A 15,039-nucleotide genomic window follows, 5' to 3' on the forward strand; every position below is an offset into this window, starting at 1 on the left:
CCGAGGATCATGTGTCATGACGACGCCCGGACACGGCAGCACGGTCGACGGAGTCCTGCGGCGCAGCGCCCGGCGCACACCGGCGCGCGTCGCGGTGGAGTACGCCGAGCGCACCTGGACGTACGACGAACTCGACACCGCCGTCTCCCGCGCGGCGCGCGTCCTCCTCGACGAGGGGCTGTCCCCAGGGGACCGGGTCGGCGCCTACGGCCACAACTCCGACGCCTACCTGATCGCCTTCCTGGCCTGCGCCCGCGCGGGCCTGGTGCACGTACCCGTCAACCAGAACCTGACCGGCGACGACCTCGCCTACATCGTCGGCCAGTCCGGCAGCACCCTGGTCCTCACCGACCCGGATCTCGCAGCGCGACTACCCGATGACGCAAGGAGGTTGCCTCTGCGCGACGCCGACGACTCGCTGCTCGCACGGCTGCCCGAGGCACCCGCGTACGACGGCCCCGAGCCGCGCGCCGAGGACCTCGTGCAACTGCTGTACACCTCCGGGACGACCGCCCTGCCCAAGGGCGCGATGATGACGCACCGGGCGCTGGTGCACGAGTACCTGAGCGCGATCACCGCCCTCGACCTCAGTGCGGGCGACCGCCCCGCGCACTCCCTGCCGCTGTACCACTCGGCGCAGATGCACGTCTTCCTGCTGCCCTACCTCGCCGTCGGCGCGACGAACATCATCCTCGACGCACCCGACGGCGACCGGCTCTTCGACCTGATCGAAACGGGCCGTGCGGACAGCCTGTTCGCGCCGCCCACCGTATGGATCGCCCTGTCCGACCGCCCCGACTTCGCCAGCCGCGATCTCAGCGGTCTGCGCAAGGCCTACTACGGCGCGTCGATCATGCCGGTCCCGGTACTGGAACGGCTGCGGGAGCGCCTGCCGGACCTGGCCTTCTACAACTGCTTCGGCCAGAGCGAGATCGGCCCCCTGGCCACGGTTCTCGCGCCCGACGAGCACAAGGGCCGCCTGGACTCCTGCGGCCGGCCCGTCCTGTTCGTCGACGCCCGCGTGGTCGACGAGGACGGCAAGGACGTACCCGACGGCACCCCGGGCGAGATCGTCTACCGCTCCCCGCAACTGTGCGAGGGCTACTGGGACAAGCCCGAGGAGACCGCCGAGGCCTTCCGCGACGGCTGGTTCCGCTCCGGCGACCTCGCGGTACGCGACGCGCACGGCTACTACACGATCGTCGACCGGGTGAAGGACGTCATCAACTCCGGTGGCGTCGTCATCGCCTCACGCCAGGTCGAGGACGCGCTGTACACCCACCCCGGCGTCGCCGAGGCCGCGGTCGTGGGCCTCCCGGACGAGCGCTGGATCGAGGCGGTGACGGCCGTCGTCGTCCCGCGCGGTGAGGTCTCGGAGGCGGAACTGATCGACCACGTCCTCGAGCGGCTCACGCCCTTCAAGGCGCCGAAGCGGGTGGTGTTCGCGGAGAGCCTGCCGCGCAACGCCAGCGGGAAGATCCTCAAGCGGGAGCTGCGGAACGACCTCGGGAACGGGTAGCGCGGGCAGGGGCCGGAGAACCCGGTTGTGCCGGAGCGGCCCCGGGGCCAGGATCGACGGCATGCCGATCTTCAGTGCCCCGGACGGGACCCGACTCGCCTGTCACCTGCGCGGCGAGGGCAAGCCGCTCGTCGTGCTGCCCGGCGGGCCCATGCGGGCATCCGCCTACCTGGGGAACCTGGGCGGCCTGGACGCGCACCGGCAGTTGGTGCTCCTCGACCTGCGCGGTACGGGGGAGTCCGAGGAGCCGGCGGATCCGGGGACGTACCGATGTGACCGGCTCGTGGACGACGTCGAGGCGTTGCGGCTTCATCTGGGGCTGGAGCGGGTGGATGTGCTCGCGCACTCGGCGGGCGGCAGTCTCGCCATGCTCTACGCGGCACGGTATCCGGAGCGGGTGGAACGGCTGGCGCTGATCACCGCCACTCCGTGGGCCCTGGGCAGGCCGGCGACCGCGCGGGACCGGCTGGCCGCGGCCCGGCAGCGTCAGGACGAGCCGTGGTTCCCCGAGGCCTTCCCGGCGTTCGAGGCCTGGCTCGCGAACCCCGCCGACTTCGACCCCCTCATCTGGGCGTTCTGGTACGGCCGTTGGGACCATGCCGCCCAGGCGCACGCCGAGCGCGACGAGGCCGAGACCAACGACGAGGCCGCCGGCCGCTACGGCGCGGAGGGCGCCTACGACCCGGTCGCGACACGGGCGGCGCTCGCCCGGGTCACGGCTCCGGTGCTGGTCCTGGCCGGGGGAGTCGACGGCGGCCCGAGCCCGGCCCTCGCCCGCCGTACCGCCGAGGCCTTCCCGAAGGCGGAGTGCGTGGTGCAGCCGGGCGCCGGGCACTACCCCTGGCTCGACGACCCCGAGTGGTTCACGCGCCGCGTGGCGGCCTTCCTCTCCTGACCGGAGCGGGGCACGCCCCTCTGCCGTCGGCAGAGCGGCCCCGCATCCGCAGCACCCCTCGCCTACCGTGCCCCGCAGGACGCGGAGCCCCTCGTGCTGCTGCACGCCCGCGGCGCCGACGGCGCGGACTGGGCCGGCATCGCCCCCGCCCTGGCCGCCGGACCCCGCCGGGTCTACGCCCCCGACCTGCGCGGGCACGGCCGCAGCGACTGGCCCGGCGGATACGCGTACGAGACCATGCGCGACGACATCCACGCCTTCCTCGGGGCGCTTGGCATCCACCGCGCCGACGTCGTGGGCCACTCGCTCGGCGGCGCCGTCGCCTACCTGCTCGCCCAGCACAGCCCGGCGCCGGTACGGCGGCTCGTCCTGGAGGACGTGCCCGCGCCCTGCCCGCTGGACCCGCCCCGCCCGCCCGCCGAACGGCCGCGCGGGGACCTGCCGTACGACTGGGCGATGATCCTCGCCACCGACGCACAGCGCAACGCACCGGACCCTATGTGGTGGGACCACATGGGGCGGATCACCATGCCCACGCTGCTGATCGGTGGCGGGCCGAGCAGCCCGATCCCGCAGGAGCAGATCGCCGAGCTCGCCGAACTGCTTCCCGACGCCCGGCACATCACCGTCGACGCCGGGCATCTCGTGCACGAGGCCCGCCCTGAGGAGTTCCTCGCGGCCGTGGAGGGGTTCCTCAGCCCTGCGGACCGTACGCCGTCATGAAGCGGTCGCGGAACTTGTCCATGCCCCACCGGGGCGCGTTCCCGGCCGGCTTGAGGCCGTCCGTCCAGCCCCAGTCGGCGACCCGGTCCAGGACCTTCTTGTCGTGGGCGACGATCGTCACCGGCACGTCCTTGCCGGTGTCCCCGGCGGTGACGGTCGGCACCGGCTGGTGGTCGCCGAGGAAGACCAGCACCGTGTCCTCGTCGCCGTAGCGCTCGACCCACTCGGTCAGGCTCCGGATCGAGTACTCGATGGCCCGCCGGTACTCCGTGCGCACCTTCTCCGGGTCCTTCCAGACCTCCGTGGGGTCGGTGCCCTCCTTCTTGATCCGGTGGAACACCGAGCCGTCGCCCAGGTCGTTCCAGTCGATCATCTTCGCGATGGGGGACCAGGGGTTGTGACTGGACGCGAGGATGATCTCCGCCATGATCGGCTCGCGGTCCTTCTTGCCGTGCTCCAGCCGCTCGAAGGCCTCCATGCTGAACTGGTCGGGCACGGGCGTCCAGCTGAAGTACGGGCCGTGGTAGCCGAGGTGCTCGGAGTCGTAGATGTGGTCAAGGCCGAAGTACTTGCCCTCCGGCCAGGCCCGCCGCACCCCCGGCACGATGCCGACGGTGCGCCAGGCGCCCGTCTTCCCGAAGTAGTTCGTCAGCGTCATGCGGTCGCTCGTGGTCAGGCTGCGGTACCGCTGCTGGTTCTTGATCCACAGCCCGGACAGGAAGGTCGAGTGGGCGAGCCAGCTGCCCGCGCCCGTCACCGGCGCCTCCAACCAGCCGCTGCGCGACTCGAAACCGGCCGCCTTCAGCCTGCCGGTGCCCTCCTTGAGCACGGTGTCGGTCTGCTTCGCCATCGCCGGGTCGTCGATCGCCACCCGGCCGTAGCTCTCGATGAACGTGAACAGAACGTCCTTGCCGCGCAGCCCCGTGAGCAACTGGTCGGGCGGCGTCTTCGCGAAGGCGTCCACCGAGGCCTGCTTCTCGAAGACCCGGGCGTCCTTCAGGCCCGCCCGGACCTGCTCCACCCGGTTGCCCAGGAACTCCGCGTTGCCCTTGGTGGCGATCGGAACGGTGCCGATCTGTACGCCCAGCGTCATGCAGGTGATCCACGCCGTGCCGAGGATCAGAGTCGTACGGGCGGCGACGGGCCGGTGCCGGACCATCAGGTGCGTCAGCCGCACCACGGCGAGGGTGGTGAGAACCAGCACCGCGACGAACAGGACGATCACGCCGGCCACGGCCAGCACCTGGCCGGTGCGGCCGAACGTCTCCCTCAGGAAGTCCGTGCCGTTCTCGATCAGGATCCAGTCCAGGACCAGGTCGAAGGGCCGGGCCAGGATCTGGTAGAAGCCCATGTCGACGAACTTCAGGACCGTGACCAGGCCGAGGAACACGCCGGTGACAGCGGCCGTGATCCGGCGGGGCTTCGGCGGCAGTGCGAGCAGCAGGCCGGCGAGCAGCACGCCCTCGGCGGGGATGCGGACGAATGACGCGAACTCGATCTTCTCGATCCGGTTCGGCACGAGCAGCGCGAACAGGACGAGGGCACCGGCCAGCACGCTGGTGCCGATGGAGATGCCTCGTGCCGCCCGGGGGGAGCGGCGCCGCCAGCCGAACCAGCCGGGCTTCGCCGCGCCGGGGGGCGCCGCCGGCGGCTGCTCGGAAGCTGCCTCCTGTGCCGGGGTGGCGGTGGCGCTCTCGGGGGCGTCCGTGCCGGTGCCGCCCTCCGGATCCGCCGTGCCGGTGTCGTCCGGATCCGCCGTGCCGGTGTCGTCATCCGGTTCCGCCTTGCCCTCGGTCGTGTCCGAAAGCTGACGGGAGCGAGTGAAGAGCGACACCCGGTGGTCCTTCCGTGCGGTCTTGCTGGCATGGCGAACAGAGCCCGGAGACCGAGCCTGCCACCACCAGTACGTCCGCACGTCACCTTGGGTTCAATGTTCAGGCCGGAGAATCACCCGTCCGCCGTCACCGCCACCTCCCGCGCCCACCGGTAGTCCGCCTTGCCGCTCGGCGACCGCTGGATCGCCTCGGTGATCACCAGCTGGCGCGGGATCTTGTAGCCGGCGAGCCGGTCACGGCAGTGGGTCTGTATGTCCTCCAGCGACGGCCGCACCGCGCCCGAGCGCAGTTGCACCACCGCCGCCACATGGTGGCCCCACTGAGGGTCCGGCACCCCGGCCACCAGCGCGTCGTAGACGTCCGGGTGGGACTTGAGGGCCTGCTCGACCTCCTCCGGGTACACCTTCTCGCCGCCGGTGTTGATGCACTGCGAGCCCCGGCCCAGGACGGTGACCACGCCCTCCTCGTCGACGGTGGCCATGTCGCCGAGCAGCACCCACCGCTCGCCGTCCCTCTCGAAGAAGGTCCCTGCGGTCTTGGCCGGGTCGTTGTAGTAGCCGAGCGGCACATGTCCGCACTGTGCGATCCGGCCCACCTCACCGGCCGGCACCGGCGCGTACGTGCCCGGGTCCACCACCTGCGTGCGGGCGTTGACCCGCACCCGGAAGCCCCGCTCCGGGCCGGAATCCTCGGTCGCCGTCCCGTTGAAGCCCGACTCCGACGAGCCGAAGTTGTTCAGCAGCATGGCGTTCGGCACCAACTCCTGGAACTGCCGGCGCACCGTGTCCGACATGATCGCGCCGGACGACGACACGCTGAACAGCGACGAGCGGTCGATGTGCCGCAGCGGACCGCTCAGTTCGTCGATCAGTGGCCGCAGCATCGCGTCCCCCACCAGCGAGATGCTGCTGACCCTTTCCTTCTCCACGGTCCGCAGCACCTCCGCGGGCACGAACTTGCGGTGGATCACGACCCGCTGCCCGAAGTTGAAACCGATGAACGCGGTGAGGGTGGAGGTGCCGTGCATCAGCGGGGCCGTCGGGAAGAACGTGATCCCCGCACCGCCGCCGGCGACCCGCTCGGCGACTTCCTCCGGCTTCTTCACCGGCTCACCGGTCGGGGCGCCGCCGCCGAGGCCCGCGAAGAACAGATCCTCCTGCCGCCACATCACACCCTTGGGCATCCCGGTCGTGCCACCGGTGTAGATGATGAACTGGTCATCGGCCGAGCGGGCCGGGAAGCCGCGCTCGGGTGATCCCGCGGACTCCACCTGTGCGAACTCCACACAGGGCACCGCTGCGGCTCCCGGCGCCGGTGCTCCCACCCGGACCAGATGCCGTAGCTTCTCCGCCCGGGGACGCGCCGCCGCCACCCGGTCCGTGAATTCGGCGTCGAAGACCAGCGCCGCCAGGTCCGCGTCCCGGTAGAGGTACACCAACTCCTCTGCCACGTAACGGTAGTTGACGTTGACGGGGACGATCCGCGCCTTGAGGCAGCCCAGCACCGTCTGCAGGTACTCCACGCCGTTGTAGAGGTGGAGCCCGAGGTGTTCACCCGGGCGGATCCCGCTGTCGAGCAGATGGTGGCCGACGCGGTTGGCCGCCGCGTCCAGCTCCGCGTACGTCAGGCGGCGCTCCGCGCCCGTGCCGGGATGGTCGGCGTACACCAGCGCCTCACGGCCGGGGACGACGTCGACGACCGACTCGAACAGGTCGGCAAGGTTGTACTCCACCGCTCCTCCTGACCCCGGGCGTGCCTGGCATCGGACGGTTCGCCGGTCATCAGAGCAAAGGGCGGTCCAACTGTGAAGGGTCCCCGCGAAAGAATCTGACTGTCTGTCAGAAAACCCTTGAAGTGCTTCCCGCCCTACTGCAACCTGTTCTCGTTCCACGAGAGGGGAGTTCGCCATGGGTGGGACGGAACACCTCACCGTGCAGCGCGAAGGCGCCACACTGGTGCTCACGCTCAACAGGCCGGAGGCCAGGAACGCGCTCTCGCTGCCGATGCTCGTCGGCCTCCACGACGGGTGGCTGGAGGCCGACGCGGACGACTCGGTCCGCTCGATCGTCTTCACCGGCGCGGGCGGCTCGTTCTGTTCCGGCATGGATCTCAAGGCCCTCGCCGGGAACGGCATGGCCGGAGAGGAGTACCGCGACCGGCTCAAGGCCGATCCCGACCTGCACTGGAAGGCGATGCTGCGCCACCACCGCCCGCGCAAGCCGGTGATCGCCGCCGTCGAGGGGTACTGCGTCGCGGGCGGCACCGAGATGCTCCAGGGCACCGACATCCGCGTCGCCGCCGAGTCCGCGACCTTCGGCCTGTTCGAGGTGAAGCGCGGCCTGTTCCCCATCGGCGGCTCCACCGTCCGCCTGCAACGCCAGATCCCGCGCACCCACGCCCTGGAGATGCTCCTGACCGGCCGCCCCTACAGCGCCCGCGAGGCCGCCGCCATCGGCCTGGTCGGCCATGTCGTCCCCGACGGCACCGCACTCGACAGGGCCCTGGAGATCGCCGAACAGATCAACTCCTGTGGCCCGCTGGCCGTAGAGGCGGTCAAGGCGTCCGTGTACGAGACCGCCGAGATGACCGAGTCCGACGGCCTCGCCGCCGAACTCACCCGCGGCTGGCCGGTCTTCGACACCGCCGACGCCAAGGAGGGCGCCCGCGCCTTCGCGGAGAAGCGACCGCCCGTCTACAAGCGCGCCTGACCGTGTGTGCCTGACCGAAGGAGCCCTCCGGCATGCCCGAAGTCCTCAAAGCCCCCCTCGTCGTCGAGTTCCCCTTCACCCGTTCCCTCGGCCCCGTCCAGAGCGCGTTCCTGACCGGCCTGCGCGAACGCGTCGTCCTCGGCGTCCGGACCGGCGACGGCCGCGTCCTCGTCCCGCCCGTCGAGTACGACCCCGTCACCGCCGAGGAACTCCGCGACCTGGTCGAGGTCGCCCCCACCGGCACGGTCACCACCTGGGCCTGGAACCCCGCCCCACGCCGCGGCCAGCCCCTCACCACCCCCTTCGCGTGGGTACTGGTCCGCCTCGACGGCGCCGACACGGCCCTCCTGCACGCCCTCGACGCCCCCGGCCCCGCCGCCGTGCACACCGGCATGCCCGTCCGCATCCGCTGGGCCGCGGAACGCACCGGCGCCATCACGGACATCGCCTGCTTCGAGCCGTACGACGGCCGTCGAGCCGAACCGACAGGACACACCGGCGAGTTCGAGGACCCCGTCACCGGCATCGTCGCCGCCGCCCGCCTCGACTACACCTACTCGCCCGGCCGCGCCCAGACCGCCTACATCAACGCCCTCTCCGGCCGGCGCACCGTCGGCGAGCGCTGCCCGTCCTGCCGCAAGGTGTACGTCCCCCCGAGGGGTGCGTGCCCCACCTGTGGGGTGGCCACAGCCGAGCAGGTCGAGGTGGGGCCGCGCGGCACGGTGACCACGTTCTGCATCGTCAACATCAAGGCGAAGAACCTCGACATCGAGGTGCCGTACGTCTACGCCCACATCGCCCTCGACGGCGCCGGCCTGGCACTGCACGGCCGGATCGGCGGCATCCCGTACGACGAGGTCCGCATGGGCCTGCGGGTCGAACCCGTGTGGACCGAGGGCGCCCGCTACCCCGACCACTACCGGCCCACGGGCGAACCGGACGCGGACTACGACACCTACAAGGAGTTGCTGTGACGAGCGCACCGCGGGACCGCGAGATCGCCGTCGTCGCCTTCGCCCAGACCGACCACCGGCGCACCAGCGAGGAGCTCTCCGAGGTGGAGATGCTGATGCCGGTGCTGCACGAGGTCCTCGACCGGACCGGCCTGAAGACCGCCGACATCGACTTCACCTGCTCCGGCTCCAGCGACTACCTCGCCGGCCGCGCCTTCTCCTTCACCCTCGCCCTCGACGGCGTCGGCGCCTGGCCACCGATCTCCGAGTCGCACGTCGAGATGGACGGGGCCTGGGCCCTGTACGAGGCCTGGACGAAACTCCTCACCGGCGACGCCGACACCGCCCTGGTCTACGCGTACGGCAAGTCCTCGCCCGGCTCGGTCCGCGACGTCCTGACCCGCCAGCTCGACCCGTACTACGTGGCACCCTTGTGGCCCGACTCCGTCGCACTCGCCGCCCTCCAGGCGCAGGCCCTCATCGACGCCGGTGACACCGACGAGCCCGCACTCGCCGCCGTCGCCTCCCGCAGCCGTGAGGCGGCTGCCGCCAACCCGCACGCACCACTGCGAGGATCCGTGCCGCAGGGCGACTACCTCGTACAGCCCCTGCGCACCGGCGACTGTCCGCCCATCGGCGACGGCGCCGCCGCCGTGATCCTCGCGGCCGGGGACCGGGCCCGTGAACTGTGCGCACGCCCCGCCTGGATCCGCGGCATCGACCACCGCATCGAGGCCCACGGCCTCGGCGTGCGCGACCTGACCGACTCGCCCTCCACCCGCCTGGCCGCCGAGCGGGCCGGAGCCTTCGAGCGCCCCGTCGACACCGCCGAACTGCACGCGCCCTTCACCGCGCAGGAGATCGTCCTGCGCAAGGTGCTCCGGCTGGGTGACGACGTGGACGTGAACCCCTCCGGCGGAGCCCTCGCCGCCAACCCGATCATGGCGGCCGGCCTCATCCGCATCGGCGAGGCCGCCGCCCGCATCCAGCGCGGCGAGTCCGACCGCGCCCTCGCCCACGCCACGTCCGGCCCCTGCCTCCAGCAGAACCTGGTCGCCGTACTCGAAGGGGAACCCCGATGAGCAAGGAGCCCGTGGCCGTCGTCGGTATCGGCCAGACCAGGCACGTCGCGGCACGCCGGGACGTGTCCCTCGCCGGACTGGTCCGGGAAGCGGCCCAACGCGCCCTTGGGGACGCCGACTTGTCGTGGACCGACATCGACGCCGTCGTGATCGGCAAGGCGCCCGACTTCTTCGAGGGCGTCATGATGCCGGAGCTCTACCTCGCCGACGCCCTCGGCGCCGTCGGCAAACCCATGCTCCGAGTGCACACCGCCGGCTCCGTCGGCGGATCCACCGCACTCGTCGCGGCGAACCTCGTCGCGGCCCGCGTCCACGGCACGGTCCTCACCCTCGCCTTCGAAAAACAGTCCGAGTCGAACGCCATGTGGGGCCTGTCCCTGCCGATCCCCTTCCAGCAGCCCCTGCTCGCCGGGGCCGGCGGGTTCTTCGCCCCGCACATCCGCGCGTACATGCGCCGCAGCGGCGCGCCCGAGACGATCGGCGCCTTCGTCGCCTACAAGGACCGCCGCAACGCGCTCAAGAACCCCTACGCCCACCTGCACGAACACGACATCACCCTCGACAAGGTCATGGCCTCGCCCATGCTGTGGGACCCGATCCGCTACTCGGAGACCTGCCCCTCCTCCGACGGTGCCTGCGCCATGATCCTCACCGACCGTGCCGGAGCCGCCCGGGCACCGCGACCGCCCGCCTGGATGCTCGGCGGCGCGATGCGCAGCGAACCGACCCTCTTCGCGGGCAAGGACTTCGTCTCCCCGCAGGCCGGGCAGGACTGCGCCGCCGACGTCTACCGCCAGGCCGGGATCACCGACCCCCGCCGCGAGATCGACGGCGCCGAGATCTACGTGCCGTTCTCCTGGTACGAGCCCATGTGGCTGGAGAACCTCGGCTTCGCCGGCGAGGGCGAGGGCTGGAAGCTCACCGAGGCGGGCGTGACCGAACTGGACGGGGACCTGCCCGTCAACATGTCGGGCGGCGTGCTGTCCGCCAACCCCATCGGTGCCTCCGGCATGATCCGCTTCGCGGAAGCGGCACTCCAGGTGCGCGGACAGGCCGGAGAACACCAGGTGGACGGGGCTCGCCGGGTCCTCGGACACGCCTACGGCGGCGGATCGCAGTTCTTCTCCATGTGGCTCGTGGGCGACCGGCCCCCCGACTCCTGAAAGGTCCCCTTCACGTGCCCTGTTGGCTGTGGGACACGATCGCTAGGCTGGCCGCGGACGACGAACCGGGAGGAGCACGGACGTGGCCGAGACCACCACCCAGCAGCGCCCGCTCACGGGCTGGGACAAGCCGGAGCTGGACCTCACCAACGCACAGTGGCAGTCCAGCAGCCGAGGGCGGGGGGATGTCCAGATCGCCTTCGTGGAGGGCTTCATCGCCATGCGGAACAGTGCCCGCCCGGAGAGCCCTTCGCTGATCTTCACGCCCGCCGAATGGGGCGCGTTCGTGTCGGGAGCGCGGGAGGGAGAGTTCGACCTCACCTGAGGCCGGGGCGAACCCCTGCGGACGGCCGGGATCCCACGGCCGATCCGGGGGTGTTCCGCCCGCGTTTCCGGACACGCGACCGGAGGCATCTTCCCGGAGCCACCGCCTGAGTCAGGCTGGCCCCCGGGAGGGGACGGTCGGATCCCGGAGGTGAGGAACCCATGAGCACCCTGCCTGTCGTCGCGGCGGTCGACGGTTCGGACGACAGCCTGCGCGCCCTGGAGTGGGCGGTCGACGCCGCTCGCCGGCGCGCGGCACCCCTGCGCGTGGCGCACGTGCGCCAGTACGCCCACTGGGCCCAGCCCGAGGTGCTCGCCGCCGGGCCCGCGGACCCGCAGGACGACCCCGTGCTCGACCAGGTCCGCACCCACCTGGAGGGCCGTGCGGACCAGCCGGACACGGAGTACGTCGGCCTGGAGGGCGCGGCCGGCGTGGTCCTGCCCGAACTGGGTGCCACCGCCCAGCTGCTGGTGCTCGGCTCCCGGGGGCGCGGCGGCTTCGCCAGTCTGCTGCTCGGCTCCAACAGCATGGCCGCCGCCCGCGACGCCGAGTGCCCCGTCGTCGTGGTGCCCCGGCCCGGACGCGAGGTCCCCGACGGGGCGCCCGGCGGTCCCGGCTCGCGGGTGGTCGTCGGCCTGAAGGTGGACGGCCCCGACGAGGCCACACTCGGGTTCGCCTTCGCCGAGGCCGCCCGGCGCGGTGCCCGGCTCCAGGCGGTCGCCGCCTACCCGTGGCCCGCGCAGCCCTGGATGATGCCCGGGGAGATGCCCCCGCCGGTCGTCGACCAGGACGTCATCGAGGACGAGACCCGGGTCCTCGCCGACGGCTTCCTCGCCCCGTACCGCGAGCGGCACCCGGATGTCCCGATCGAGCTGGTCCCGGCGGCGGGCGACGCGGCGGGCCACCTCGTCGCGGCCTCCCTGGACGCCGGCCTCGTCGTCGTGGGCCGCCACCGGAGGCGTCTGCTCTCACCCGTGCGCATGATGGGCTCGGTCACCCAGGCCGTACTGCTGCACGCCGCGAGCCCCGTCGCCGTGGTGCCGCCGTCGCCCCCGCAGGGCTGACCTCGCGTAACGGATACGGCCGGGCCCGTCATTAGCCGCATGCGGGAACCGATCAACGGGCACGCTCGGCTCGCCCTGGACCTGGCCCTCACCATCCGCCACGACGGCAAGGGCGGCGTCACCGACGACCTGACCGGCCCGGCGGACCTGACCGAGTGGGTCCGGGCACACCCCGAGGTCCGGCAGCCCGGGTTCGCCGCAGACGGCTGCGCAGCCGGCCGGCCGGGGGGATGCTGCCGCCGATCCCGCGCGGCGTGCCGATCGAGACGGAATCGCCGACGACCCCGCCCAGCGAGGTGACCGTGTGGGCTTCCCCGCCGGCACGGCACCCCGGCCCGCCGACGGCGAGGGCGGCAGTGGCGGCGCTGCCGGGTTCGCCGCCGACGCCGCGCAGCTCGTCGCCGTCCGTGAGCTGCGGGCCGCCGTCCGTGCGCTCTTCGCCCGGGCCGTGCGCCCCGGCCGGCCGAGCCCCGCGGACGCGGCCCGCCTCATGCCTGTGCCGGAAGCGGTGCGGCATCTGAACGAGGCGGCTGCCCGCACTCCCACCATGCCGGCCCTGGACTGGCCCGAAGATGTCGCCCCGGCCGTCCGCAAGAGGTCCGTCCGCGCCGGCAACGACCTGACAGCGGCCCTCGCGGACGCCCTGATCGCCTTCCTCGCTAGCCCCGACCGCGACCGGCTGCGGGCCTGCCACGCGCCGCGCTGCGTGCGGTACTTCCCCAAGGAGCACCCACGCCAGGAGTGGTGCAACCCCTCGTGCGGCAACCGTGCACGGGTGGCCCGCCACCACCAGCGGCACAAGGCCACGGCCTAGGCCGACCGGACCGCCCGAGCGGCCCGCCACCACGCCCGGCACAAGGCCGCAACCCGGCCCACCCGGTCCGCCGCCCGCCCCGCACTTCGCAGGCCGGGGCACGTACCATGGCGACATGTCGTTCCTCCGCCGCCGCAGCGCCACTCCCGCCGGGCCAGACTTCGACGTACTGGCCATGGACCCGGGCGACTGGCCCGGCAACCTCGGTGCGGGACTCCTGCCCGCTCCCGACGGCACCTGCCAGGGCGTCTTCCTGCGCTACGACCTGTTCGGCGGCCGCGGCCCCGCGATGATCATCGGCAATCTGCCGGAGGGCTCCCCGGCCCGCGAGGTTCCCGAGGGCCAGGTCCCCTTCGAGGTGGCCCAGCTGCTGCTGGCGTTGGAGAACGACGAGGAGGTCACCGTCGTCAGCACCGAGGACGTACCGGTGATGCAGGGCGACAACCTTCTGATCGTGCGCCGCGTCAAGCTCTCCGAGAGCCGGATCTCCTGCGTGCAGTTCGACCGCAGCGACAACGTCCTCGTGACCATCGCCGCCTGGGACCGTCCCATCACGGACGACCTCTACGCCCTCCTCAAACCGCTGCCCGCGGAACTCTTCCAGCAGGGCTGAGCCGAATCGACCGCACACGAAAGGGCCGCTGTACGCCTGACCAGGCGTACAGCGGCCCTTTCGTCCCCTCAGCGAGTGCCGACCGCCGCGCGCACGGCGCGCCGGGCCAACTGGCAGTCGTCGTGCAGCCGCCGCAGCAGCAGCCTCTGCTCCTCGCCGGTCGGCGCAGCACCCGGGTGGGCCGTGCCCGGTGCCGCCGGGGTCGCGTCGTGCATCGAACGCTGCACGGCCGTCTCGTAGGTACGGATCTCACGGGTCAGCACCAGCATCAGGTTCACCAGGAAGGCATCCCTGGACGCGTGCCCCGCCGACTGCGCGATCTGGCTGATCTGGCGACGAGCGACGGGTGCGTCCCCGAGCACCGACCACAGCGTCGCCAGGTCGTAGCCCGGCAGGTACCAGCCCGCGTGCTCCCAATCCACCAGCACTGGACCGGCCGGTGACAGGAGCATGTTCGACAGCAGTGCGTCGCCGTGGCAGAACTGGCCCATGCCCTGCCGTCCGGACGCCTGCGCGATGCCGTGCAGCAGCTTCTGCAGGTCACCCAGGTCCCGGTCGGTGAGCAGGCCCAGCTCGTGGTACCGGGAGATCCGGGCCGCGTAGTCGAGCGGGGCGTCGAACGTGCCCGCCGGCGGCCGCCAGGCGTTCAGCCGGCAGATCGCCCCGAGTGCCGCTCTGATGTCCGCCCGGGGCGGCGCCTCCGCCGGGTGCCGCTGGAGCGCCGCCACCCGGCCCGGCATGCGCTCGATCACCAGCGTGCAGTTGTCCGGGTCCGCCGCGATCAGTCTCGGCGCCCGCACGGGTGGGCGGTGCCGGACGAACGAGCGGTATGCCGCTATCTCGTGGCGGATCCGCTCCGACCACGCGGGGGAGTGGTCCAGTAAGCACTTGGCGACAGCCGTACTGCGACCGGTCGTACCGACCAGGAGCACGGACCGTCCGTTGCGGCGCAGAACCTGCACCGGGGCGAACTCCGGGCAGATGCGGTGCACGGACGCGATCGCCGTGCGCAGCTGCGCGCCCTGGGGGCCGGACAAGTCGAGTCTCCCGCTGAGCGGTTGGGTGCCGAGGACCGCGCCGCGCCGGGCCCTGCCCGCACCGAGTGCGGGGGCCGCCGGCCGCGCGGGGGCGAGGTAGGGGCCGCTGTCCGTGGGACGCGGGTGCAGCGGCCGGGGCGGTGCGGACACGGAGGACGATGCTGCGTACATGGGCGAAACAGATCCCTTCGTGTGCCTGCGAGGACAGCGCACCACCCGGCCCGGACGCCCGGGAGAACCCTGGGGAGTGTCCCCGGCGACCGGGTCGGGGTGGCGCGTTCCTACCTGACACCGGATGGCCGGTGGCA

General features: G+C 72.2%; 15 protein-coding genes. 12 read left to right on the forward strand and 3 right to left on the reverse strand.

What is annotated here, in order from left to right; translation table 11 throughout:
* Positions 1–16 precede the first annotated feature (16 nt).
* From G3I77_RS33175 to G3I77_RS33185, 3 genes are all read left to right on the forward strand, one after another.
* Positions 17–1,519 carry an acyl-CoA synthetase gene (locus G3I77_RS33175; protein WP_248509671.1) on the forward strand — a complete coding sequence of 501 codons (1,503 nt, stop codon included), beginning with the start codon at positions 17–19 and terminating at the stop codon, positions 1,517–1,519.
* Positions 1,520–1,580: 61 nt separating this feature from the next.
* Positions 1,581–2,414, forward strand: a complete 834-nt coding sequence (locus tag G3I77_RS33180) for an alpha/beta fold hydrolase (protein WP_248509672.1) — start codon at positions 1,581–1,583, stop codon at positions 2,412–2,414.
* 93 nt (positions 2,415–2,507) lie between these two features.
* Positions 2,508–3,137, forward strand: a complete 630-nt coding sequence (locus tag G3I77_RS33185) for an alpha/beta fold hydrolase (protein ID WP_374387756.1) — start codon at positions 2,508–2,510, stop codon at positions 3,135–3,137.
* Here G3I77_RS33185 and G3I77_RS33190 read toward each other — a convergent pair.
* A complete protein-coding gene (locus tag G3I77_RS33190) occupies positions 3,109–4,971 on the reverse strand; it encodes a sulfatase (RefSeq protein WP_248509673.1) in 1,863 nt (620 codons plus the stop codon). The genes G3I77_RS33185 and G3I77_RS33190 overlap by 29 nt on opposite strands.
* A gap of 113 nt (positions 4,972–5,084) precedes the next feature.
* Positions 5,085–6,704 (reverse strand): acyl-CoA synthetase, encoded by a 1,620-nt coding sequence (locus tag G3I77_RS33195; protein WP_248509675.1) that lies wholly within the window; start codon positions 6,702–6,704, stop codon positions 5,085–5,087.
* 175 nt (positions 6,705–6,879) lie between these two features.
* On the opposite strand from G3I77_RS33195, the gene G3I77_RS33200 reads away from it, so the two are divergent.
* From G3I77_RS33200 to G3I77_RS33240, 9 genes are all read left to right on the forward strand, one after another.
* A complete protein-coding gene (locus tag G3I77_RS33200) occupies positions 6,880–7,680 on the forward strand; it encodes a crotonase/enoyl-CoA hydratase family protein (RefSeq protein ID WP_248509677.1) in 801 nt (266 codons plus the stop codon).
* 32 nt (positions 7,681–7,712) lie between these two features.
* The gene (locus G3I77_RS33205; protein ID WP_248509686.1) at positions 7,713–8,654 is read left to right on the forward strand and encodes a Zn-ribbon domain-containing OB-fold protein; all 942 of its coding nucleotides are present in this window, start codon (positions 7,713–7,715) and stop codon (positions 8,652–8,654) included.
* Positions 8,651–9,715, forward strand: a complete 1,065-nt coding sequence (locus tag G3I77_RS33210; protein ID WP_248509688.1) for a thiolase domain-containing protein — start codon at positions 8,651–8,653, stop codon at positions 9,713–9,715. Before G3I77_RS33205 ends, G3I77_RS33210 begins: the two co-directional genes overlap by 4 nt.
* Complete coding sequence (locus G3I77_RS33215) at positions 9,712–10,878, forward strand: thiolase domain-containing protein (protein WP_248509690.1); 1,167 nt, start codon at positions 9,712–9,714, stop codon at positions 10,876–10,878. Before G3I77_RS33210 ends, G3I77_RS33215 begins: the two co-directional genes overlap by 4 nt.
* An 82-nt stretch (positions 10,879–10,960) precedes the next feature.
* Entirely contained in the window at positions 10,961–11,203 is a 243-nt protein-coding gene (locus tag G3I77_RS33220) for a DUF397 domain-containing protein (RefSeq protein WP_010033039.1), read from the forward strand.
* A 161-nt stretch (positions 11,204–11,364) separates the two neighbouring features.
* Entirely contained in the window at positions 11,365–12,267 is a 903-nt protein-coding gene (locus G3I77_RS33225; protein WP_248509693.1) for a universal stress protein, read from the forward strand.
* Positions 12,268–12,306: 39 nt separating this feature from the next.
* Entirely contained in the window at positions 12,307–12,567 is a 261-nt protein-coding gene (locus G3I77_RS40965) for an ABATE domain-containing protein (protein WP_308311432.1), read from the forward strand.
* 4 nt (positions 12,568–12,571) lie between these two features.
* Positions 12,572–13,081, forward strand: a complete 510-nt coding sequence (locus G3I77_RS40740) for a CGNR zinc finger domain-containing protein (RefSeq protein WP_308311433.1) — start codon at positions 12,572–12,574, stop codon at positions 13,079–13,081.
* A 115-nt stretch (positions 13,082–13,196) separates the two neighbouring features.
* Positions 13,197–13,694, forward strand: coding sequence for a hypothetical protein (locus G3I77_RS33240; protein WP_031141380.1), 498 nt, complete (start codon positions 13,197–13,199; stop codon positions 13,692–13,694).
* Positions 13,695–13,762: 68 nt separating this feature from the next.
* Here G3I77_RS33240 and G3I77_RS33245 read toward each other — a convergent pair whose 3' ends face one another.
* Entirely contained in the window at positions 13,763–14,902 is a 1,140-nt protein-coding gene (locus tag G3I77_RS33245) for an aminoglycoside phosphotransferase family protein (protein WP_248509695.1), read from the reverse strand.
* Positions 14,903–15,039: the final 137 nt, after the last annotated feature.

It is taken from the genome of Streptomyces sp. D2-8, assembly GCF_023184515.1.
In the GTDB taxonomy this organism is placed as follows: domain Bacteria; phylum Actinomycetota; class Actinomycetes; order Streptomycetales; family Streptomycetaceae; genus Streptomyces.